Here is a 22,440-nt window from a genome sequence, read left to right as displayed (position 1 = left end):
TATGCTGGTTAATCTTTGCGACTATAAACAAAGCGTCACGCTTATTGCCAACAGCGGCGTGCAGTTCCTTGATTTCGGGCTGACGCCGCAGGACACCGCCAGCAACGGGCGCTTCGTACGTAAAACCGCGAACGGCCCGCTTTTGCGACTCGATTTCGACCTTGTCAACGGGCGCTATACCGTGCCGGGAACGAACGGCGGGCAGCCTGAAGTGGTTAAACCGGAAACCACCATCCCGCTGCATCAGTCTCTGACGGTGCTGGACGGCGTCTGGCTTCCGGTTCCGTTCCTGCGCTTCAACCCGCCGCGAACCTTTGTTGAAGGGCCGGATAACTGGGCCCGCGTTCAGGTACGCAGGCTGGATACACCCGATACGGCAGGCAATACGCACCGCGTCACTCTCGCCCTCGACAGCCAGATTGCTGAACACGCCACGTCCGCCCTGTCTCCGGTTGAAAACGATATTCTGAACGGGACCCGTTTCGCGCTGGCCTGGCGAGACAATGAGGTTGAAAGTTTCCTCGACCAGACCTGGATTGACGGCTGGCTGCGCGAGGCGTTTACCCAGTATGCCGACGGCGTTGAAAACCGCTCAGAACGCGATCTCCAGCAGGCAATGCGCGGTTTTGAATATCAGGCCCACTGGCTCAACCTGATGACCATGCTCGGTGAACAGCTCACCGTGCCGGAAGTAAAATTTGTTATCCACACGCTCAGCACGCCTGCCATTCCGGTCGACCTGATCCTCGACGTGGGCAATACCCACACCTGCGGCGTCATTATTGAAGACCACGGCGACGCCAACGATGGACTGCGCCAGACCGCCGAGCTGCAGGTACGCTCGTTAAGCGAGCCGCAGTTCCTGAACGAGCCGCTGTTCACCAGCCGTCTCGAGTTTTCGGAAGCGCGTTTTGGCAAGCAGCACTTCTCGGTTGAAAGCGGTCGCGAAGACGCCTTTGTCTGGCCGTCGATTGTTCGCGTCGGCGATGAAGCCCGCAAGCTGGCGATGCAGCGACTGGGAACGGAAGGCAACAGCGGCATCTCCAGCCCGCGCCGCTACCTGTGGGATGAAACGCCGGTCGTGCAGGACTGGCGCTTTAGCCAGATGAACAGCAAAACCCAGCGTGAACCGCTTGCCACCGCGTTTCCGCTGATGAACCTGATGAACGATGACGGAGAGCCGCTCTTCACGCTGCCGCAGGACGAGCGGCTGCCGGTCTTCTCGCCGCAGTACAGCCGCAGCACCCTGATGACGCATATGCTGTGCGAGCTGCTGGCGCAGGCGCTGGGGCAGATCAACAGCGTCGCCACGCGCCTGCGTCTGGGCTTCCCGGCGTCGCCGCGCCAGCTGCGCACCCTGATCCTGACCCTGCCCTCGGCCATGCCAAAGCAGGAGCGCGAGATTTTCCGTCGCCGCATGTTTGAAGCCATCGCCATCGTCTGGAAAGCGATGGGATGGCACCCGCAGGATGAGGATTTTGTCACCCGCAAACAGCAGGATAAAAGCGTGGTGCCGGTTCCTGAAATTCAGATGGAGTGGGATGAAGCCAGCTGCGGTCAGCTGGTCTGGCTGTATAACGAAGCGATCTCCCGCTTTGGCGGCCAGACCGAAGCCTTCTTCGCCTCCCTGGCACGCCCGGACCGTGAGCCTGAGCCGGGTAGCCAGCCGGGTCGCGCATTACGCGTTGCCTCCATCGACATCGGCGGCGGCACAACGGATATGGCGATCACCCATTATCAGCTGGACGACGGTTCCGGGAATAACGTCAAAATCACCCCGCAGCTGCTGTTCCGCGAAGGCTTTAAGGTCGCGGGTGACGATACGCTTCTGGACGTGATCCAGCGCTACGTGTTGCCTGCCCTGCAAACGCAGCTGCAGAAATCCGGTATCGCGGACGCCTCGCTGCTGATGGCTTCACTGTTCGGCGACTCCGGGCGCATTGATACCCAGGCCGTACTTCGCCAGCAAACGGCGCTTCAGCTCTTTATGCCGATTGGCCATGCCATTCTTGCCGCGTGGGAATCGAGCGACGTTGACGATCCGCTGGCCGGTCTGCATGCCACCTTTGGCGATCTCCTGGCGCAGAAGCCGACTCGTAACGTGATGAATTACCTGCAGCAGGCGATCGATCATGCCCTGCCTGCGGGTTCAGACGCGTTTGACCTGTTCGCCGTGCCGCTGCACGTGAATTTCCGCGAAATGCAGGATGCGATGCTGACCGGGCAGTTTACGCTGGCCTCACCGCTCCACGCGGTGTGCGAGGCGATATCCCATTACAGCTGCGATATTCTGCTGATCACCGGACGCCCCGGCTGCCTGCCGGGCGTTCAGGCGCTCATTCGCCATCTGCAGCCGGTGCCGGTCAACCGCATCGTCTGGCTGGACAAATACCAGGTGCACGAGTGGTATCCGTTTAGCCAGCAGGGGCGCATTGGCAACCCGAAATCGACGGCCGCGGTGGGAGCCATGCTCTGCAGCCTGGCGCTCGACCTGCGTCTGCCGCGCTTCAACTTTAAGGCCGCGGACATTGGCGCGTATTCAACCGTGCGGTATCTCGGGGTGCTGGATAACACCGTCAACACCCTGCGCGAGGAAAACGTCTGGTATCAGGATATCGATCTTGATAAACCCGGCGCGAAGCTCGACGCTCGTCTGCACTTCCCGCTGCGCGGCAACGTCACCCTCGGCTTCCGCCAGCTGGCGAACGCGCGCTGGCCCGCCACGCCGCTCTACACGCTCAGCATTAACTCGGCCGAACTGGCGAAAGCCATTGCCGGCGACGGCGTGCTGAACGTGCGCCTCAAACTCTGCGGCGGCAGCAAGCAGGAAGGCCCGGAGGCCTTCGAGCTGAGCGATGCCTGGCTGCAGGACGGCACGCCGGTTGCGCCTGACGCATTAACCTTCAAACTGAATACCCTGGCCGATCGCCGACACAGCGGTAGCCACTACTGGATCGACAGCGGGAGCGTATACCTGAAATGACAGCGACGACGACCACCACTCAGGCCTTAATCGGGTGGATTAATGAGACGCGCCTGAACGCCCCTGTGCTGGATAACGATGCTGACGCCCTGCTTGCTCGCATCAACGCGGCGCAGGCGCGGGAGCAGGCCATTGAACGCGCCATGACCCGCCAGAGCAGCATTGGGCTGTACGGTCATTCGCAGAGCGCGAAAGCACACCTGCTGTTGTCTCTGTGCGGCAGCGGCAATGGGCGCCTGAACGTGACGCCGGGCCAGCGCACCTTTGACTATTTTTCGCATATCAATCCGGGACATGCCCTGACCAACATGGCCGTCCGCTTCACCCGGGAAACCCCGGAGGTGGCTGATGAGGCGTTCCCGCTGCGCCTGCGTCTGGTCACCGAGGCGGAGCTGGTGCAGCTGTTTATTGCCCGCACGACGCTGCATCCTCAGATGCGCGCGGTGGATAAGGCGGTCATTGAGACACGTCTGGAGAAATGGCGCGGGCTGCGCCAGCCGCAGGGCGTGCCCGGCATCACGGCTCAGGAAGTGGGTGCGATTGCCCGCTTCTGGCAAAGCGCCGTACCCGCCGCGAAACAGCAAATTGATGATGCCCTCTGGCATGAATTTGCCCAGCTGGTGCCATCGCTCGATCTCAGCACGCGGGCCAGCGTCTGGTCGCTGCTGTGGGGCGAGCAGCAGGAGTTGACCCAGCAGTGGTTAAAACTGGCCCACGTGCTGCATCAAACCAGCCATGCCAGCGAGCTTGCTGCCCCGCTTAGCCTGCTGGTGGACAGCTTCGGGCTGCCGGGTGAAGGGTTCCTGACGCATGACGGCACGTTAGACCTGCAGGACGCGCAGGAGACGCTGCTTCATCCGCTGAATAGCGGTGAAATGCTTAACACCATCAGTATCCCCGTCGATGTTCTGGCCTTCCTGACCCGCGAGCTGGTGCTGCCGGTTGAGAACGGCGCGCTGGATAACGTCGACATTATCGATATTCCGGTTTTTGAAGATAACCGTGCCGACCCGCTGCGCCAGGCGAAATCCCAGTGGCTGCTCGAGCATTACCGTCAACAGCTTCAGCCGGATGTGCTGGTGATTTGTAATGCGACGGCGCAGCACGAACAGACGGCCAAAAAAGCAAAAGTGTTAATGAACTGGGTGAAGGAGACGCAGCCTGCTGAAGAATCTGCCCTTCCGGGTCTGGTGTGGGCGATTACCCCCCATGACGCCCGCTTTACCACCCGGCAGAATCTCGATGAAGCCGTACAGCATCTGCTCGGGAAACCGGGTTTACGCTGGGGCACGCTGCAGGCGCTGGACAGCCATAGCATGCAGCGCGTCGTTGAGTGGCTGTCTCAGGCCACGCTGCCCGCGCAGCGACAGAAGCGTCTCAGCACGCTGAAAGGCCTGCTGCGACAGGAGCTCTCATCGCTGATGCAAAGCTATCTTGCGCCGCTGGTTGAGGAACCGGGGACAAGACGTGCTCAGGCCGAAAGCATGGTGCGCACGCTGCAAAACAGCGCCGCCCGCCACGGTGAGCTGCTTGAAGGCCTGCTGCCGCCGCTGAAAGCCTTTGAAACGCTGCTCGCCATTCAGCAGCCTCGCGAGGAGCAGGTGAACGGGCTGTTTACGGACACCATTGACCTGTTTGCCGAGAATGCGCAGGAAAGCAACGGCCTGTTCCAGACAAAAGACAAAGCGCGTCTGGCGCACAGAGTCTGGATAAATCATATGCGCCAGTGGAGCCGCAATGAGGCCGCGGCCGCCCGCCTTGGGCTGGAACCTGCGGTGTTACAGCAAATCGCGGATGTACTGGTGGTCACCAGCTACCGGCTCGATCTGCCTCAGCAGCTTCAGCGTATTGTCGAAGCGGATAAAAGTAGCGCTGCGCAACTGCATGCCGTGATGGGCAATTTCATTGGCTGGCTGGGTTACGATCAGACGCCCGTGGCGGTCCGTCCGGCAAGCCGCATCCGCAAGGGTCAGGCAATCTTCGTCACGCCGGTGGTCAGCAGCGCCGAGCCCCGCCTGACGCGTCTGGGAGAACAGCCCGTGCATGCGGCCACCGCGTACGTTTACGACTGGCTGGTCGCCCTCTATAGCCGCGCGATAGAGAACATTGATTACCAGCACCCGCAGGATGTTCAGCCTGACGCACGTCAGGCCTTGCACGCATTATTACGCTAAACGCTGATTAACAATGTAGCCGCATTTCTTGCCGGGTGGCGCTGCCGCTTACCCGGCCTACACTCTTCATCGTTGTAGGCCCGTGCAAGCGTAGCGCCGCCGGGCGAAACTTTTGCGCTCATCACTCCGCCATACACCCGGCTAACGTCTGCGCCAGCGCAGACGGATTCTCCCACGACATCGAGTGCCCCGCCGCAGGGATGATTTTTACCTCAACGCCCTTTTGCTTCAGATTGTCCACATCGTCATCCGGCAGAGACAGCTCGCCGAAAATCAACGTTACCGGGCAAGGGAGTGACAGGAACTGCGCTTCCCATTCGGGCTCAACGCCCGCCACCAGGCTCGATGCGCCCCGCCAGACGGCGTACGGCGCATTGCTCTGCAGACATCCCGCCCACGCCGTTTTTTCCGCGCTGAGCATGGCGTCATAGCCCTGGCTCAGGAACTGTTGCTCGGTTTGCGCTGCAATAGACCGGCTAAACATCCCTCCACCTGCATGAAAATTGGGCTCTGACACCATCAGCCCTTTCACGCGCGACGCCAGCAGCCCCGCCGTTTCGATAGCGATGCTGCCGCCCATGCTGTGGCCGTATAACCAGAAGGCATCCAGCTGAAGGTGGTCAATCAGTTCCGCCACAACGTGCGCCTGGTCGGTGGTTTTATAACTGTAGTGCTCAGGCTTGTCGCTGTAGCCGCTGCCGGGCAAATCAATGAGAATCGCTCTGCGCGCGCCAAACAGCGGATCACAAACGACACGGGGATATTCATAGGAAGCGGCGCAGCCCAGCCCGTGAATGAACACCACGGGATCGCCTGCGCCGGGCAAGTCATGCCAGCGCACGGTACAGCCGGCCTGCTGCGAGTAAAAACTGTTCATAAGCACTCCTTTTACGATGCACTGTGTATTTATACAGTTACCGTATCTGGAATGCCATATTCATCTTTTAAAAATGGAAGCGTGCTTCAGAAAAGCGAGATCAGCAGCGCAACGGGAAAGCTCATTGGCCAGGTTGACCCCACCAGAAAAGCGCTGAGCAGGCGGATACGTTTGCGGTCTTTAGAGAGGAACCAGGTAATTAATGCGCAGATGGAAGCCATGATTGCGTAAAAAACCAACATCTTTTGATACAACGTCATTCTGTATACCAGAGCCGAAAAAATAACCGCACGCAATATGCGTCATATGTTGATACAGATCAAGTTTTTTCGTTACAGAATAACCACTTAAATATTAAGGCTAATAACAACTGAGTATTCTGCGTAACAAACCGGGAGAGCGGACAATAACCTTTATTGATAACATGCATATTAAATGCACTTTTTGATAAATTTTGTATCATGAAAAGGCGTCTAATAAAGGCAGACATTCATGGGAGGCAACATGCTACGCATTCCGCCGAGTTGTATTCATACCCGTTCCACCCCTTTCTGGAATAAAGACACCGCCCCTGCCGGGATCTTTCAGCGTCATCTCGACACGGGTACCCGTCCGGGCGTTTATCCTCGCCTGACCGTGATGCAGGGTACCGTGCGCTACTTAGGCTATGCCGATGAATTGACTCCCGAGCCTGACAGCACATTGATCATCAAGGCTGGGCACTTCGGCGTTTTTCCGCCTGAGAAATGGCATCACATCGAAGTGATGTCCGATGACGCGCTGTTCAACGTCGACTTTTTTGTCGAACCCGAGGTACTGAGGTCGCTTTAAGCGGCTTTTACTTACGAGGAAACCATTATGCTACGTATTCCTGAGAATTTTGTTCATACCCGCTCCACGCCATTCTGGAACAAAGACACGGCGCCAAAAGCCCTTTTCACCCATCATAATACGAAAGCCAGCGTCTACGGCCGTTTGTCCGTGATGCAGGGCGCCGTGCGCTATTTTGGCTTCCCGGATGCAGACGCGACAGAACCGGATCTGGAGCTGGTGATCGAGGCCGGATCGTTTGGCATCTCACCGCCGGAAAAATGGCACCGCATTGAGTTATTGACCGACGATACGTATTTCAATATCGACTTTTTTGCCGATCCTGACGTTACGCTTCAGGGCGCAGGCATCGGAAAAGTGGTTAATACACATAAGGAGTAACGGCGTGGGTAAAGCAACGTACACCGTGACCGTAACCAACAACAGCAACGGCGTCTCGGTGGATTATGAAACTGACGCCCCAATGGAGTTGCTCATACCGGACGTCGCCGCAGACGTGGTCAAAGATCTGGTGAATACCGTCCGCGCTTACGACACGGAAAATGAACACGAGGTGTGTGGCTGGTAAGAAAACGCCCGGCGAAGCTGGCCGCCGGGCAGGATTTTTAGTGTTTTATCATCACATGCCGGACAACCGTATAATCCTCAAGCCCGTAGACCGACATATCTTTGCCGTAGCCGGATAATTTCATGCCGCCGTGCGGCATTTCGCTCACCAGCATAAAATGGGTATTCACCCAGGTGCAGCCGTACTGCAGGCGCGCGCTCAGACGATGGGCGCGGCCCACGTCTTTGGTCCAGACCGATGACGCCAGTCCATACTGCGAATCGTTCGCCCAGGCCAGCACCTGCGCCTCGTCGTCAAACTCGGTAACGCTCACCACGGGGCCAAACACCTCGCGCTGAACGATGGCGTCGTCCTGTTTTGCCCCCGCCAGCAGGGTTGGCTGGAAGTAGTAGCCTGCCCCCTCTTTTTTGCTCCCACCCGTGACGACGCGGATATGGCCGAGCGCTTTCGCGTCATCGACGGCCTGACAGACGCGTGAAAGATGGGTGGCCGAGCTGAGCGGTCCCAGTTCGGTTGAGGCATCCTCCGGCGCACCCATTTTAAGGCTGGCGACCGCTGCGCCCAGCTTTTCCACCAGCGCGGCATAAACGCCCTTCTGGGCATAAATCCGGCAGGCCGCCGTGCAGTCCTGCCCGGCATTGTAGAAACCAAACGTTCGCACGCCTTCGACAACCGCATCCAGGTCGGCATCATCAAAGACGATAACCGGCGCTTTACCGCCCAGCTCCATGTGGGTGCGTTTAATGGAGGACGCCGTATGGCCGATGATATGTTCCCCGGTGGCAATCGAACCGGTCAGGGAAACCATGCGGACTTTTTCATGCCCGGTCAGCGTATCGCCTACCGTCTTACCGCGTCCGAACAGGACGTTCAGAACGCCTGTCGGGAAGATATCTTTTGCCAGCTCTCCCAGCTTCAGCGCGGTCAGCGGCGTGATCTCTGAGGGCTTAATCACCACGCAGTTCCCTGCCGCCAGCGCGGGCGCCAGTTTCCAGGCTGCCATCATCAGCGGGTAGTTCCAGGGGGCAATAGAGGCAACCACGCCCACCGGATCGCGGCGGATCATAGACGTGTGGCCGTCAAGGTACTCCCCGGCGGCCAGCCCGTTAAGACAGCGGGCGGCCCCGGCGAAGAAACGGAAAACGTCTACCACCGCCGGAATTTCATCACCCAGAGCACAGTGCAGCGGCTTGCCGCAATTGAGGGATTCGAGCCGGGCAAAGTCCTCCCCATGCGCTTCAATCGCATCCGCCAGCTTCAGCAGGCACTCGGCACGGGTTTTCGGCGTGGTGTGTCCCCACTCCACAAAAGCACGGTCGGCCGCCTGAACCGCCGCGTCGACCTGAGCCGCTGACGCTTCAGCAATTTCCAGCAGGAGCTCTCCAGTGGCCGGGTTATAGACCGGCTGTTTTTCTCCCTCTCCGGTTACCAGTGTTCCCTCTATCAGCAGTTGTGTTTGCATAGCATTTTCCTGTTGAATTCACTGTTATTTCCCGCTGCCGGCGATGTTCTCACCGTCGCGGGTTAGCCACCAGGCTCCCAGAATGGGGATAGTTGTCACCAGCATCACCAGCAGTGCTACGACGTTGGTGACCGGCACGTCGCGCGGACGGCCGAGCTGATTGAGCAACCACAGCGGTAACGTGCGCTCGTGTCCCGCCGTAAATGTTGTGACGATTATCTCGTCAAACGACAGGGCAAACGCCAGCATACCCCCGGCCAGCAGCGCGGACCCCAGGTTGGGCAGCACCACATAGCGGAAGGTTTGCCATCCGTCGGCCCCGAGATCCATCGACGCTTCCACCAGGCTCCAGGAGGTGCGTCTGAACCGGGCAATCACGTTGTTAAACACCACCACCACGCAAAAGGTGGCGTGTCCGACCACGATGGTGAAAAACCCCGGCTCAAGGTTGATGGTTTTGAATGCGGTCAGAAGCGCCAGGCCGGTAATGATCCCCGGTAACGCAATCGGTAACAGCAGCAACAGTGAGATCGCATTCTTGCCAAAAAACTCGCTTCGCCACAGCGCCGCTGCAGCAAGCGTGCCAAGCACAAGGGCAATTGCGGTGGATAGCGACGCAATCTGAAGTGACAACGTCACGGATTCAATAATATCGCCGCGCCCCGCCGCCACGCTAAACCACTTCAGGGTCAGCCCCTGCGGCGGAAAGCTGAAGGACGCGTCTTCGGTGTTAAAGGCATAGGTTGCGATAATCAGCAGCGGGAAGTGCAGGAAGATAACGCCTCCCCAGGCCGCCACTTTCAGGAACAGCGGTGCGCGTTCAGAGTGCATCGAATGCTCCCAGACGCTTCACGAACGCCAGATAGAGTGAAATCAGCACGATGGGCACCAGCGTGAACGCGGCGGCCATGGGCATATTGCCAATGGCACCCTGCTGGGAGTAGACCATGTTACCGATGAAGTACCCCGGCGGCCCCACCAGCTGCGGAACGATGAAATCCCCCAGCGTCAGGGAAAAGGTGAATATTGAGCCTGCCGCAATACCCGGGATCGCCAGCGGCAGAACGACGTAGCGAAAGGTCTGGCGAGGGCGCGCGCCGAGGTCGGCTGAGGCCTGCAGTAGCGAGGCAGGCAGGCGTTCCAGCGCCGCCTGGACCGGCAGGATCATAAACGGCAGCCAGATGTAGACGAAGACCAGAAACCGCCCCAGCCCTGATGTGGACAAGGTGTTGCCGCCAATCGCCGGGAGCGTAAGAAGCGAGGTCAGGATCGGCTCCAGCCCCATGTGGCTGAGAAACCACTGCGCCACGCCGTCCTTCGCCAGCAGCAGCGTCCAGGCGTAGGCTTTGACGATGTAGCTCGCCCACATTGGCAGCATTACAGCAATATAGAAAAACGCTTTCCACTTGCCGCTGGTGTAACGCGCCATGTACCAGGCCATCGGGAAGGCCAGGATGGCGCTGGCCATGGTCACCGCAATCGCCATCGTTAGCGTGCGCAGGATGATGTCGTAGTTTGCCGGGTTGAAAAGCGCCTGAATGTTCGCCAGGGTCAGATCCGGCGTGACGGCCATGGTGAAATCGTCAAAGGTGTAGAGCCCTTGCCACAGCAGGGTCAGAAGCGATCCTAAATAGACGATGCCAAACCACATCAGCGGCGCGAGCAGAAGCAGGAACAGGCCGAGCGACGGTTTACGCCAGAACAGCGCCGTCATGCGGCTTAAGCAGCCGCGCGAGGCGGGAGGATGCGCAACGCTCATATCCATTTCACCTCTCCTCGTGCAGGCGAATCATCGCCTCGCGTGACCACGACGCCGTGACGGCCTGCCCCGGCGCAATGCCGCTCAGCGGCGAGGCTTCGCTGAGATTTGCCTGGCTCACCAGCAGCCTGGCACCGTCGGCGAGCTTCAGCTCCAGCCGCGTGGCCGCCCCCTGATACTGAACGGCCTGCACGACGCCCTGAACCTGAACGTCACCGCCCTCATCAAGGCGAATATGTTCCGGACGCAGGGAATAGCTGCCTTCCATGCCGCATATTTTCTGCGCAAGGCCCGCATCGAAAACGTTAGAGGTGCCGACAAAACCGGCGACAAACGGCGTGCGCGGACGCATGTAGAGATCGCGAGGGGTATCCACCTGCTCGATGCGCCCGTTATTGAACACCGCCACCCGGTCTGACATGGAGAGAGCTTCACCCTGATCGTGGGTGACGAAAATAAAGGTGATGCCGAGTTCCTGCTGAAGTTTCTTCAGCTCGAACTGCATCTGTTCGCGCAGTTTGAGATCGAGCGCACCCAAGGGCTCGTCCAGCAGCAGGACGCGCGGCTCATTGACCAGCGCACGGGCGATGGCGACGCGCTGGCGCTGGCCGCCGGAAAGTTGCGACGGTTTACGAGCAACGGCAAAGCTCAGGCCCACTTTCTCCAGGGCATCGCGTGCCTGCGCATGGCGTTTTTTCTTGTCGATGCCTTTGACCATCAGCCCGTAGGCGACATTGTCGAGGATCGACATATGCGGGAACAGCGCGTAGTCCTGGAACACGGTGTTCACATCCCGCTCCCAGGGAGGCAGTTCGCTCGCCTCTTTGCCGAAGATAGAAATCGTGCCGCCTGACAGCTGTTCAAAGCCGGCAATCAGACGCAGGCAGGTGGTTTTGCCGGAGCCCGAAGGCCCCAGCATGGAGAAAAACTCTCCGTCACGAATGGCAATGGTGACCCCATCCACCGCCCGTACGTCGCCGTACAGACGGGAAACATTGTTAAACTCTACCGCGTACGTCATGTTCTGCTCCCGGGCAATTAACGACCGCCCATGATGGCGATGTAATCCTGCGTCCAGCGGCTGTAAGGGACAAATTTGCCGCCTTCTGCGATGGGGGTTTTCCAGAACTTGATTTTGTCGAACTCGTTATAACCGTTTGTTTCGCAGCCTTTATCACCCAGCAGCGTGCTGGCCTTACACCCTTCAGCAACCACGGGCAGGGAGCCAAACCATGCCGCCAGATCGCCCTGCACTTTCGGCGTCAGCGACCAGTTCATCCATTTGTAGGCGCACATCGGGTGTTTTGCCTGCGCGTGCAGCATGGTGGTGTCCGCCCAGCCGGTCACCCCCTCCTTCGGAAAGACGGTGGCAACGGGCTGGTTCTCGGCCTTCAGCGCATTCGCCTGATACGGCCAGGCGCTGGAGGCCACGACGCCTTCATTTTTAAAGTCGCTCATCTGGACGGTGGTGTCATGCCAGTAGCGGTGGATCAGCGCATGCTGGTCGCGAAGCACCTTGAGCACGGCGGCATACTGTTTTTCGGTGAGCTGGTACGGGTCTTCGATACCCAGCTGAGGTTGAGTGGCTTTGACGAACAGCGCGGCATCGGCGATGTAAATCGGGCCGTCGTACGCCTGCACGCGTCCCTGGTTGGTTTTACCGTCCGGAAGATCCTGTTTGGTAAAGACCACGCTCCAGCTGTCCGGCGGGGTTGGGAAGGTTTTGGTGTTGTACATCAGCAGGTTTGGCCCCCACTGATACGGCGTGCCGTAGACTTTACCGCCGACGTTAAACCATTCCCCTTTCACAATCCGCGCGTCGAGGGTTTTCCAGTTAGGGATGAGGTCGGGGTTAATGGGCTGAACGCGTTTGCCCATGATCAGGCGCAGGGAGGCATCACCCGAGGCGGTGACCAGGTCATATCCCCCTTTCGCCATCAGGCTAACCATTTCATCCGACGTGGCCGCCGTCTTGACGTTGACCGCACATCCTGTCTCTTTTTCAAACTGGGTGACCCAGTCATAATTTTTATCCGTCTGTCCGCGTTCGATGTATCCCGGCCAGGCGATAATATCCAGCCGACCTTCCCCGTCGCCAATGGCCTTTGGTGGTTCTGCGGCTTGCGCTGTCATGATAGTCATGCCGAGCGCGCACAGGCTGCTGCGGGCAAAATGTTTGCTCATAAGAGTTACTCCTGTCGCAATGAAATTTAGCGGCAGCCGTGCCGTAAAAATATCTCCCTTATTAAACGTAGACCGCGCAAATGCGCCGCACCGTACGGCTTCAGGAAATTTCATCAAGGTGTGACCGAGGGCGCATTCCCCGTTAACTGGATTATAGACAAGGAGTTAGCCGCGAGAGACGGTATGCAGATTTCCTATGACAAGGCACCGCGGAATATTCGCCGTGCCGTCATCAGGATAAGAATTGATTATTTAAATAAGGTCGAAAAAATTATTCCAGCATCGCGCTAATTAATTTTCCTAACTGAATGACCGCCTGCTCTTCTCGCTCTCCCCAGGCCCAGGACGTATTAAACCGGAAGAACGGAGTCCATGCGTCAGAGGTAGAAAACATCTTTCCGGGGGCAATGCTGATGTGGTGCGTTAAGGCTTTTTCGCTCAGCAGCCCTGCATCGAGCTGCGCCGGAAGCTCCAGCCATAAAAAGTAGCCGCTGTCGTTATGGTGGATTTTGACGCCGGCAGGCATATGACGCAGAAGAGACTGCCAGGCCTGCTGCTTTCGCTCGGCGAGCGTCCGCCGCAGGCGGCGCAGATGGGCGTCGTAGCGTTTGGTTGCCAGGTAATCCACCAGCGCCAGCTGCACGGGAGAGCTGGTTGAGAGCGTGCTCATCAGCTGCAGCTGCTGAATGCGTCGCGCGTGTTTTCCTGCCGCGACCCAGCCGATGCGGAAACCCGCCACCAGACATTTTGAGAAGGACGAGCAGTGCAGCGTCATGTCCTGACGATCCCATGCTTTCGCCGGGAGCGGCTTTTCGCGGCCAAAATAGAGCTCGCTGTAGACATCGTCTTCAATCAGGGGAACATTGTGCTGCGTTAACAGCGCCACAAGCTGCGCTTTTTTTTCCGCGCTCAGCGTGAAGCCAAGCGGATTCTGACTGTTGGTCATGATCCAGCAGGCTTTAACCGGATACTCATTCAGCGCCTGTTCAAGGGCATTCAGGTCAATGCCCTCGCGGACATCCGTCGCAATCGACAACGCTTTGAGCTTCAGGCGTTCCAGCGCCTGCAGCGCGCCGTAGAAACACGGGTTTTCGACTATCACCCAGTCACCCGGCTCGGTCACCGCCTGCAGGCTGAGATTGAGCGCTTCAAGCGCGCCTGCCGTGATCACGATCTCTTCCGGGGAGATGTTCATTCCCTGCTGCGCGTAGCGACGGGCAATGGCGTGGCGAAGATCGACGTTACCCGGCGGCAGGTTCTCAATCACGCTCATCGCCGTCGCGGTTTTGCTGACGTTCGCCAGCGAGCGGTTGAGCTGCTGCAGCGGGAAAAGTCGGGGATCGGGAAAAGCGGAGGCAAAAGGAACTACGGACGGGTCGCGGCTGGCCTGTAAGACGTCGAAGATGTAGGTGTTAATATCCACCACTTCGTCACGCATCACCTGGGCAGGTGGAGCAGGCTGTTGTGCGGTCGGGCGCGAGGCAACGTAATAGCCCGACTGCGGTCTGGCGACAATGCGCCCCTGACTTTCCAGCATCTGATACGCGTGGCCAACGGTCATAAAACTCATACCGCTGCTCGCCACCTGCTCTCGCAGCGAGGGCAGTTTATCGCCAGGCAGCCATACGCCAAGCTCAATCTGCGAGATAATTTGTTGCGCCAGACGCTGGTATTTTTTCATCAGATTCTCCTTATGACCGACAGTGTATATCAGCAGGAGAAAAAGAGAAGATTTAGCTAACTGTTATAGTTTGCGGAATTAATTACTTACGGTACTCGGTAACGTGGCTTTGCGCCTGACGCGCAGCGGCCAGGTGATCGAGCGTAATCATCGACGATTTGCAAAAGATGCATTTCGCGCCGAGTGGGTTTTTCTCAGACATGTCAAAGACTGAGGTACGGTACTGCGAGCCATGACAGCATGGGCAGCGAAAATGGATATAAGAAGTCATAGGATTCTCCTGAAACGTAAACGTAAATTACTAATGGGCCGATTGGGCAATAATGGTTTTAAACAAAACGAATCGGAAAGTAGATAAAGACCCAAGAGAGGCTGCGGAGAGGCACAACGTGATGAGAACTGCTTTATAAAACTACGTCAGATATTTATTTGGACTCAAAACCAGAAGACCATTAACGCACGGCGCAGACGACAAGGCAAGCGGTTTTATGCGTAAAAATCATAAAAACACTGTTTTTATTCCTCAGTGCGAAGTATATCAGATGGCTAAAGCATGAGTTTTATGCCAACTGTTATGGTTAAAAATCACTTTTCTGCGTCTGATAGTCCGAACTTTGCCCCTATACCATAACAGCACACCGTTTGACATTGAGGCTGTGCATGTTTGGTTTAGATGCTTTTCACCTTGCGAGGATACAGTTTGCCTTTACCGTATCCTTTCACATTATTTTCCCGGCAATCACCATCGGACTGGCAAGCTACCTTGCCGTACTCGAAGGGCTGTGGCTGAAAACAAAAAATCCTGTCTGGCGCTCGCTTTACCATTTCTGGTCGAAGATTTTTGCCGTCAACTTTGGCATGGGCGTGGTCTCCGGGCTGGTGATGGCCTACCAGTTTGGCACCAACTGGAGCGGATTTTCACAGTTTGCGGGCAGCATTACCGGCCCGCTGCTGACCTATGAAGTGCTTACCGCCTTCTTCCTCGAAGCCGGGTTCCTCGGCGTGATGCTGTTCGGCTGGAACAAGGTCGGGCCGGGTCTGCACTTCTTCGCCACCTGTATGGTGGCGCTGGGCACCATTATCTCAACGTTCTGGATCCTCTCGTCGAACAGCTGGATGCAGACCCCGCAGGGCTTTGAGATCGTCAACGGTCAGGTCGTGCCCGTGGACTGGTTCGCCGTGGTGTTTAACCCCTCCTTCCCTTACCGCCTGCTGCATATGTCGATAGCCGCATTCCTGAGCAGCGCCCTGTTTGTGGGCGCATCGGCGGCATGGCATCTGCTGCGCGGGAATAATACCCCTGCCATCCGCGCGATGTTTTCGATGGCGCTGTGGATGACGCTGATTGTCGCCCCCATCCAGGCCATGGTTGGCGATATGCACGGGCTGAACACCTTAAAGCACCAGCCTGCGAAAATTGCCGCCATTGAAGGCCACTGGGAAAATTCCCCGGGCGAGCCTACCCCGCTGCTGCTGTTTGGCTGGCCGGATATGGAACAGGAGCGCACCCGCTTTGGGCTTGAGATCCCGGCGCTGGGGAGCCTTATCCTGACGCACAGTCTGGATAAACAGGTTCCGGCCCTCAAGGAGTTTCCGAAGGAAGACCGTCCGAATTCCACCATCGTCTTCTGGTCATTCCGCATTATGGCGGGCCTGGGCATGCTGATGCTGCTGCTCGGGGTGACGGCACTCTGGCTGCGCTACAAAAAACGCGTGTATTCGTCGCGCCCTTTCCTGTGGTTTGCGCTGCTGATGGGGCCAACCGGGCTGATTGCCATCCTGGCCGGGTGGATCACTACCGAAGTGGGCCGCCAGCCGTGGGTGGTCTACGGACTCCAGCGAACGAAGGATGCGGTGTCTGCCCACGGTGACCTGCATATGAGCGTGAGCCTGCTGGCCTTCTTCGTCGTATATACCTCGGTCTTCGGCGTGGGTTACAGCTATATGGTGCGCCTCATCCGAAAAGGCCCGCAGCCGCATGAATCATTCGCCACCGAGTCCGACGGACGTCCGGCGCGCCCGCTTTCTGCCGTTACAACTGAACATAAGGAGCAGCCATAATGGGTATCGATCTCTCCATTATCTGGTTTGTGATCATCGTCTTTGCCACGCTGATGTATATCGTGATGGACGGTTTTGATCTGGGGATTGGCATTCTATTCCCGGCAACGCAGAACGCCGACGATCGCGATGTGATGGTTAACAGCGTCGCGCCGGTCTGGGACGGAAATGAAACCTGGCTGGTGCTTGGCGGTGCCGCCCTGTTCGGCGCGTTTCCGCTGGCCTATGCGGTGATCGTTGATGCTCTCACCATTCCGCTGACGTTAATGCTGATCGGACTTATTTTCCGCGGGGTGGCATTTGAGTTTCGCTTTAAAGCCACGCCGACCCACCGCCCCTTCTGGGATAAGGCGTTTATTGGCGGCTCAATTCTGGCAACGTTTACCCAGGGCGTGACGGTAGGCGCCGTCATTAACGGCTTTACCGTCACCGGTCGGGCCTATACCGGCGGCCCCTTTGACTGGTTTACCGCGTTTAACCTGTTTTGCGGCGCGGGGCTGGTGGTGGCTTATGCGCTGTTAGGCTCTACCTGGCTGGTGATGAAAAGCGAAAATGCGCTGCACCAGCGGATGCGTGAGGTTTCGAAAACGCTGTTAATCGTGCTGCTGGCGTTTATTGCGGCGATAAGCCTCTGGACGCCGCTGGCGCAACCGGCCATCGCAGCGCGCTGGTTTACCCTGCCGAATCTGTTTTATCTGCTGCCTGTCCCTGCCCTGGTGGTGATTTTTAGCCTGTACCAGTGGCGCTGCCTGAATAATCCCGACAGCCATAGCCGTCCGTTTATCCTGACGCTGGGGCTGATATTCCTCGGCTTTAGCGGGCTTGGGATCAGCATCTGGCCGCATATCATTCCACCGTCGATCACCCTGTGGCAGGCCGCCGCACCGACGCAAAGCCAGGGCTTTATGCTGGTGGGCGCGCTGTTGATCATTCCCGTTATTCTGGTCTACACCTTCTGGAGCTACTACGTGTTTCGCGGCAAAGTTCAGCATGGGGAGGGTTATCACTGATGCAACAACCGGTCTGGAAAAGATTACTGTGGCTGGCCATTATCTGGGGCGGCAGCGTACTGGCGCTGGCTGCTGTCAGCATGCTCTTCCGTATGCTGATGACGGCGGCTGGGTTTAAATCGCATTAACGCCATTCCGGGCAACCGCTGCGTTGCCCGGTACTTCCCCCCGCACTTTCAGATAAACCCCATTAACGCACGGCAGAGTATCGTTACACTGGAAAAAGATTCACAGTATTTATAGTTTGAGAAGAAAAATGAAAAAGCTCATTGCGTTAAGTGTTATTAGTCTTGTCCTTACCGGATGCGTTAATCCGGGTAAAGCCTCCGTACAGCCGGAGCAACTTAAAAACCACCGCTTTGTGCTGGAAAATGTAAACGGTAAGGCCGTGAAGACCGCAACAACGCAACCTGAGATCGGTTTTAGCGCGCTGCCAGATATCAGCCTGATTAATAACATCAGCGTTTCCGGCCAGATGTGTAACCGCTTCAACGGACAGGGGAAATTGTCCGAAGGCGAGCTTAAGGTTAAAACGCTGGCCATGACGCGCAAGCTTTGTACTGAACCGCAGCTGAATGAGCTGGATCAGGCCATCGGCGACATGCTGCGCAAAGGGGCGCAGGTCGACCTGACTGAGGACCAGTTAACGCTGGCGACAGCCGATAAAACGCTGATGTTTAAGCGTGTAGAATAATCAGTAGTTACCGCAGCTTCCAACGGCAAGTGACTGTTCACTACAGCGTTTGCCGTTTGGCAAGGCGCACATCCCAATAGCAGAACCATCAAGCTGACGGGCGACAGACAGCGAACCGCCAATCATTGCGCAGTTGGCCTGACCAGAACTGGACATCGCCGCTTTCATTCCCGGCGCCACGTGGGCTGCCGTTGCCTGCTGGACTGGCTCACTGCTACATGCCGACAACAATAATGCGGCACACCCTACCAAAAATGCTGAGCGCATGCTCTCTCCCCCATGAATAATGCGAAACCTATGCATAATAGGCATCACATCCCGTGTCGTCGAGAGCGGAAGTGCGTATTTATGCGCTCCAGAAACAATTTCTCGCAATTTTTTCGCCAAAAGTTTGATCTACTCATTGATGGAGAGAATGCCAAGGACACAAAAGCGAAAATCGTAAAATCCCGCCTTTGCTAGAATACACTGATAATATTCAGGGTTTGTTGTCGTTATACAGACCCCTATTTTTTGCGCAATGTAAGGGTGTTGTCCTATGCAAACTATTGACGGTAATGGTGGAGTTGCCTCAGTCGCGTTTCGCACCAGTGAAGTTATCGCCATCTACCCGATTACGCCAAGTTCTACCATGGCTGAGCAGGCGGATGCCTGGGCTGGAAACGGGTTAAAAAACGTCTGGGGCGATGTCCCGAGAGTGGTTGAAATGCAGTCTGAAGCCGGTGCGATTGCCACGGTACACGGTGCGCTTCAGACCGGCGCGCTTTCCACGTCGTTTACCTCTTCTCAGGGATTGTTGTTAATGATCCCTACCCTTTACAAACTCGCCGGTCAACTGACGCCCTTCGTTCTGCACGTCGCCGCGCGTACCGTTGCCACCCACGCGCTCTCTATCTTTGGCGATCACTCTGACGTGATGGCCGTGCGCCAGACCGGCTGCGCGATGCTATGCGCCAGCAGCGTTCAGGAAGCGCAGGACTTTGCCTTAATTTCGCATATCGCCACGCTCAAAAGCCGCGTGCCGTTTATTCACTTCTTTGATGGTTTCCGCACCTCACATGAAATCAACAAAATCGTCCCGTTGGCCGACGATACTATCCTGAATCTGCTGCCGCAGGCGGAAATCGACGCGCATCGCGCCCGGGCTCTTAATCCTGAACACCCGGTTATTCGCGGGACATCGGCGAACCCGGACACCTACTTCCAGTCCCGCGAGGCCACGAACCCCTGGTACAACGCGGTTTACGACCATGTTGAACAGGCAATGAGTGACTTTGCCGCCGCAACCGGCCGCGAATATAAGCCGTTTGAGTACTACGGCCATCCGCAGGCGGAACGGGTCATTGTGCTGATGGGGTCAGCCATTGGAACCTGTGAAGAGGTGGTTGACGAACTGCTGACGCGCGGCGAAAAAGTGGGCGTGCTTAAAGTGCGTCTCTACCGTCCGTTCTCGGCCAAACATCTGCTTTCGGCTCTGCCTGAAAGCGCGCGCGCCGTGGCGGTCCTCGATCGCACCAAAGAGCCGGGCGCGCAGGCGGAACCCCTCTATCTGGATGTGATGACCGCCCTGGCAGAAGCCTTTAATCAGGGCGAACGTGAAACCCTGCCGCGCGTAATCGGGGGTCGCTATGGTTTGTCCTCCAAGGAGTTTGGGCCGGACTGCGTGCTGGCGGTATTCAACGAGTTAAGCGAAGCAAAACCCAAGCCGCGCTTTACCGTCGGCATTTATGATGATGTGACAAACCTGTCCCTGTCGTTGCCGGAAAATACCCTGCCCTCAACCGCCAAACTTGAGGCGCTGTTCTATGGCCTGGGCAGTGACGGCAGCGTCTCCGCAACCAAAAACAACATCAAAATCATCGGCAACTCAACGCCGTGGTACGCCCAGGGGTACTTCGTTTACGACTCCAAAAAAGCAGGCGGCCTGACCGTTTCCCACCTGCGCGTGAGCGAACAGCCCATCCGCTCCGCGTATCTTATTTCTCAGGCTGATTTTGTTGGCTGCCACCAGCTGCAGTTTATCGATAAATACCAGATGGCTGAGCGCCTGAAACCCGGCGGTATTTTCCTCCTCAATACGCCTTACAGCGCGGACGAAGTCTGGGCAAGGCTCCCGCAGGAAGTTCAGGCGGTGCTGAACCAGAAAAAAGCCCGTTTCTATGTGGTCAACGCCGCAAAAATTGCCCGCGAATGTGGTCTTGCTGCGCGTATTAATACCGTGATGCAAATGGCCTTCTTCCATCTGACCAATATCCTGCCGGGCGACAGCGCGCTGGTGGAACTACAGGGCGCGATTGCTAAAAGCTACAGCAGCAAGGGCCAGGAACTGGTCGAGCGCAACTGGCAGGCGCTAGCGCTGGCGCGCGAATCTCTGTTTGAAGTACCGCTGCAGCCGGTGAATGCCGCAAGTCCGAATCGCCCTCCGGTGGTATCCGACGAGGCGCCTGATTTCGTCAAGACCGTGACGGCGGCGATGCTGGCCGGTCTGGGCGATGCCCTGCCCGTCTCTGCGCTACCGCCGGATGGCACCTGGCCGATGGGCACCACGCGCTGGGAAAAACGTAACATTGCCGAAGCGATCCCCATCTGGAAAGAAGAGCTGTGTACGCAGTGCAACCACTGCGTGGCGGCCTGCCCGCACTCTGCCATTCGCGCCAAAGTGGTGTCACCGGAAGAGATGGAAGCCGCGCCGGCCAGCCTGCATTCCCTGGATGTGAAATCTCGTGATATGCGCGGACAGAAATACGTTCTGCAGGTCGCGCCGGAAGATTGCACCGGCTGTAACCTGTGCGTCGAGGTGTGTCCGGCGAAAGACAGGCAAGATCCGGAGATCAAAGCCATCAATATGATGTCGCGTCTGGAGCACGTTGAAGAGGAGAAGGTCAATTATGACTTCTTCCTGAATCTGCCGGAGATCGATCGCAGCAAGCTGGAACGTATTGATATTCGTACGTCACAGCTGATTACGCCGCTGTTTGAGTACTCCGGGGCCTGCTCCGGCTGCGGTGAGACGCCGTATATCAAGCTGCTTACCCAGCTGTACGGTGACCGGATGCTGATTGCCAACGCAACCGGCTGTTCCTCAATTTATGGCGGTAATCTGCCTTCCACTCCGTACACCACCGACGCGAATGGTCGCGGTCCGGCGTGGGCAAACTCGTTATTCGAGGATAACGCCGAATTCGGCCTGGGCTTCCGCCTGACCGTCGACCAGCACCGCGCGCGCGTGATGCGCCTGCTGGAGCAGTTTGCCGGGCAGATCCCTGCTGAGCTCAATGACGCGCTTCATGCGGACGCGACGCCAGAAGAACGTCGTGAGCAGGTTGCCGAGCTGCGTCGCGCGCTTCAGGGTGTGGCGGGAGCTGAACAGCTGCTGACCGACGCTGACGCCCTGGTCGAAAAATCGATCTGGCTGATTGGCGGTGACGGCTGGGCTTACGATATCGGCTTTGGCGGACTGGATCACGTGTTGAGCCTGACCGAAAACGTCAATATCCTGGTTCTGGATACACAGTGTTATTCCAATACCGGTGGCCAGGCGTCGAAAGCTACACCGTTAGGCGCCGTGACGAAATTCGGTGAACACGGTAAACGTAAGGCGCGCAAAGATCTCGGTGTGAGCATGATGATGTACGGTCACGTTTACGTCGCGCAAATCTCGCTGGGTGCCCAGCTTAACCAGACGGTAAAAGCCATCCAGGAAGCTGAAGCGTATCCTGGCCCGTCGCTGATCATTGCCTACAGCCCTTGCGAAGAGCATGGCTACGACCTGGCACTCAGCCACGACCAGATGCGTCAGCTGACCGCGACCGGCTTCTGGCCGCTGTACCGGTTTGACCCGCGTCGTGCTGACGAGGGTAAATTACCGCTGGCGCTGGATTCGCGTCCGCCGTCAGATGCCCTGGCCGAGACGTTAATGCAGGAACAGCGCTTCCGTCGCCTTAACGCGCAGCAGCCGGAAGTGGCCGAACAGCTCTGGAAAGATGCCGCTGCTGACCTGCAAAAACGTTATGACTTCCTGGCGCAAATGGCGGGTAAAGCCGAAAAACCGACCAGCGACTAGTGCCTCTGCCCGGCGTGTCCGGGCATTTTTTTGCCATAAAAAAGCCCGGCGTATTCACACCGGGCGAATCCAGATAATCAATGAATATCTATT

General features: G+C 57.5%; 20 protein-coding genes. 10 read left to right on the top strand and 10 right to left on the bottom strand.

Going from position 1 to position 22,440, the window contains the following annotated elements:
- Position 1: 1 nt before the first annotated feature.
- Positions 2-2,983, top strand: a complete 2,982-nt coding sequence (locus AB8846_RS03200; RefSeq protein WP_370732000.1) for a virulence factor SrfB — start codon at positions 2-4, stop codon at positions 2,981-2,983.
- Positions 2,980-5,157, top strand: coding sequence for a virulence factor SrfC family protein (locus AB8846_RS03195; protein WP_370731999.1), 2,178 nt, complete (start codon positions 2,980-2,982; stop codon positions 5,155-5,157). The genes AB8846_RS03200 and AB8846_RS03195 overlap by 4 nt, the downstream gene beginning before the upstream one ends.
- Before the next feature lie 121 nt (positions 5,158-5,278).
- Here AB8846_RS03195 and AB8846_RS03190 read toward each other — a convergent pair whose 3' ends face one another.
- Both AB8846_RS03190 and AB8846_RS03185 read right to left on the bottom strand, forming a co-directional pair.
- Positions 5,279-6,034 carry an alpha/beta fold hydrolase gene (locus AB8846_RS03190; RefSeq protein ID WP_370731998.1) on the bottom strand — a complete coding sequence of 252 codons (756 nt, stop codon included), beginning with the start codon at positions 6,032-6,034 and terminating at the stop codon, positions 5,279-5,281.
- An 86-nt stretch (positions 6,035-6,120) separates the two neighbouring features.
- On the bottom strand, positions 6,121-6,294 hold the full coding sequence (locus tag AB8846_RS03185; protein WP_003856960.1) for a GhoT/OrtT family toxin: 174 nt from the start codon (positions 6,292-6,294) through the stop codon (positions 6,121-6,123).
- A gap of 244 nt (positions 6,295-6,538) precedes the next feature.
- Here AB8846_RS03185 and AB8846_RS03180 point away from each other — a divergent pair, with 244 nt between their 5' ends.
- From AB8846_RS03180 to AB8846_RS03170, 3 genes are read left to right on the top strand one after another with little or no spacing between them, the layout of a single operon-like run.
- Positions 6,539-6,865, top strand: coding sequence for a DUF1971 domain-containing protein (locus AB8846_RS03180; protein WP_370731997.1), 327 nt, complete (start codon positions 6,539-6,541; stop codon positions 6,863-6,865).
- Positions 6,866-6,892: 27 nt separating this feature from the next.
- A complete protein-coding gene (locus AB8846_RS03175) occupies positions 6,893-7,246 on the top strand; it encodes a DUF1971 domain-containing protein (protein ID WP_047023120.1) in 354 nt (117 codons plus the stop codon).
- 4 nt (positions 7,247-7,250) lie between these two features.
- On the top strand, positions 7,251-7,433 hold the full coding sequence (locus AB8846_RS03170; protein WP_047348342.1) for a DUF1869 domain-containing protein: 183 nt from the start codon (positions 7,251-7,253) through the stop codon (positions 7,431-7,433).
- Positions 7,434-7,470: 37 nt separating this feature from the next.
- On the opposite strand, the gene patD is transcribed toward AB8846_RS03170, so the two are convergent.
- From patD to AB8846_RS03135, 7 genes are all read right to left on the bottom strand, one after another.
- Entirely contained in the window at positions 7,471-8,895 is a 1,425-nt protein-coding gene (gene patD, locus AB8846_RS03165; protein ID WP_370731996.1) for an aminobutyraldehyde dehydrogenase, read from the bottom strand.
- A gap of 24 nt (positions 8,896-8,919) precedes the next feature.
- Positions 8,920-9,726, bottom strand: coding sequence for an ABC transporter permease (locus tag AB8846_RS03160; RefSeq protein ID WP_370731995.1), 807 nt, complete (start codon positions 9,724-9,726; stop codon positions 8,920-8,922).
- Positions 9,716-10,654 carry an ABC transporter permease gene (locus AB8846_RS03155; protein ID WP_370732128.1) on the bottom strand — a complete coding sequence of 313 codons (939 nt, stop codon included), beginning with the start codon at positions 10,652-10,654 and terminating at the stop codon, positions 9,716-9,718. The genes AB8846_RS03160 and AB8846_RS03155 overlap by 11 nt, the downstream gene beginning before the upstream one ends.
- A gap of 7 nt (positions 10,655-10,661) precedes the next feature.
- Positions 10,662-11,675: an ABC transporter ATP-binding protein gene (locus AB8846_RS03150; RefSeq protein ID WP_331412177.1), complete on the bottom strand. Its 1,014-nt coding sequence runs from the start codon at positions 11,673-11,675 to the stop codon at positions 10,662-10,664.
- Positions 11,676-11,692: 17 nt separating this feature from the next.
- A complete protein-coding gene (gene ydcS / locus AB8846_RS03145) occupies positions 11,693-12,838 on the bottom strand; it encodes a putative ABC transporter substrate-binding protein YdcS (RefSeq protein WP_370731994.1) in 1,146 nt (381 codons plus the stop codon).
- A gap of 271 nt (positions 12,839-13,109) precedes the next feature.
- Complete coding sequence (locus AB8846_RS03140; protein ID WP_063142643.1) at positions 13,110-14,519, bottom strand: PLP-dependent aminotransferase family protein; 1,410 nt, start codon at positions 14,517-14,519, stop codon at positions 13,110-13,112.
- Between the two features lie 82 nt (positions 14,520-14,601).
- Complete coding sequence (locus tag AB8846_RS03135; RefSeq protein ID WP_023335881.1) at positions 14,602-14,790, bottom strand: hypothetical protein; 189 nt, start codon at positions 14,788-14,790, stop codon at positions 14,602-14,604.
- Positions 14,791-15,179: 389 nt separating this feature from the next.
- On the opposite strand from AB8846_RS03135, the gene AB8846_RS03130 reads away from it, so the two are divergent.
- The 4 genes from AB8846_RS03130 to hslJ all read left to right on the top strand — a co-directional run bounded on the left by AB8846_RS03130 (position 15,180) and on the right by hslJ (position 18,284).
- On the top strand, positions 15,180-16,580 hold the full coding sequence (locus tag AB8846_RS03130; protein ID WP_370731993.1) for a cytochrome ubiquinol oxidase subunit I: 1,401 nt from the start codon (positions 15,180-15,182) through the stop codon (positions 16,578-16,580).
- On the top strand, positions 16,580-17,590 hold the full coding sequence (gene cydB, locus AB8846_RS03125; RefSeq protein ID WP_370731992.1) for a cytochrome d ubiquinol oxidase subunit II: 1,011 nt from the start codon (positions 16,580-16,582) through the stop codon (positions 17,588-17,590). The genes AB8846_RS03130 and cydB overlap by 1 nt, the downstream gene beginning before the upstream one ends.
- Positions 17,590-17,718: a DUF2474 domain-containing protein gene (locus tag AB8846_RS03120; RefSeq protein WP_008501283.1), complete on the top strand. Its 129-nt coding sequence runs from the start codon at positions 17,590-17,592 to the stop codon at positions 17,716-17,718. The genes cydB and AB8846_RS03120 overlap by 1 nt, the downstream gene beginning before the upstream one ends.
- A 128-nt stretch (positions 17,719-17,846) precedes the next feature.
- Positions 17,847-18,284 (top strand): heat shock protein HslJ, encoded by a 438-nt coding sequence (hslJ, locus tag AB8846_RS03115; RefSeq protein ID WP_331412173.1) that lies wholly within the window; start codon positions 17,847-17,849, stop codon positions 18,282-18,284.
- Here hslJ and AB8846_RS03110 read toward each other — a convergent pair whose 3' ends face one another.
- Positions 18,285-18,551 carry a DUF333 domain-containing protein gene (locus AB8846_RS03110; protein WP_032658293.1) on the bottom strand — a complete coding sequence of 89 codons (267 nt, stop codon included), beginning with the start codon at positions 18,549-18,551 and terminating at the stop codon, positions 18,285-18,287.
- A 271-nt stretch (positions 18,552-18,822) separates the two neighbouring features.
- On the opposite strand from AB8846_RS03110, the gene nifJ reads away from it, so the two are divergent.
- Positions 18,823-22,347 (top strand): pyruvate:ferredoxin (flavodoxin) oxidoreductase, encoded by a 3,525-nt coding sequence (nifJ, locus tag AB8846_RS03105; RefSeq protein WP_370731991.1) that lies wholly within the window; start codon positions 18,823-18,825, stop codon positions 22,345-22,347.
- Positions 22,348-22,440 lie beyond the last annotated feature (93 nt).

Source organism: Enterobacter sp. KB-221C9 (assembly GCF_041320715.1).
In the GTDB taxonomy this organism is placed as follows: domain Bacteria; phylum Pseudomonadota; class Gammaproteobacteria; order Enterobacterales; family Enterobacteriaceae; genus Enterobacter; species Enterobacter asburiae_D.
Note: the sequence above shows the minus strand (reverse complement) of the source record. Positions and strands in the feature narration are given on the sequence as shown.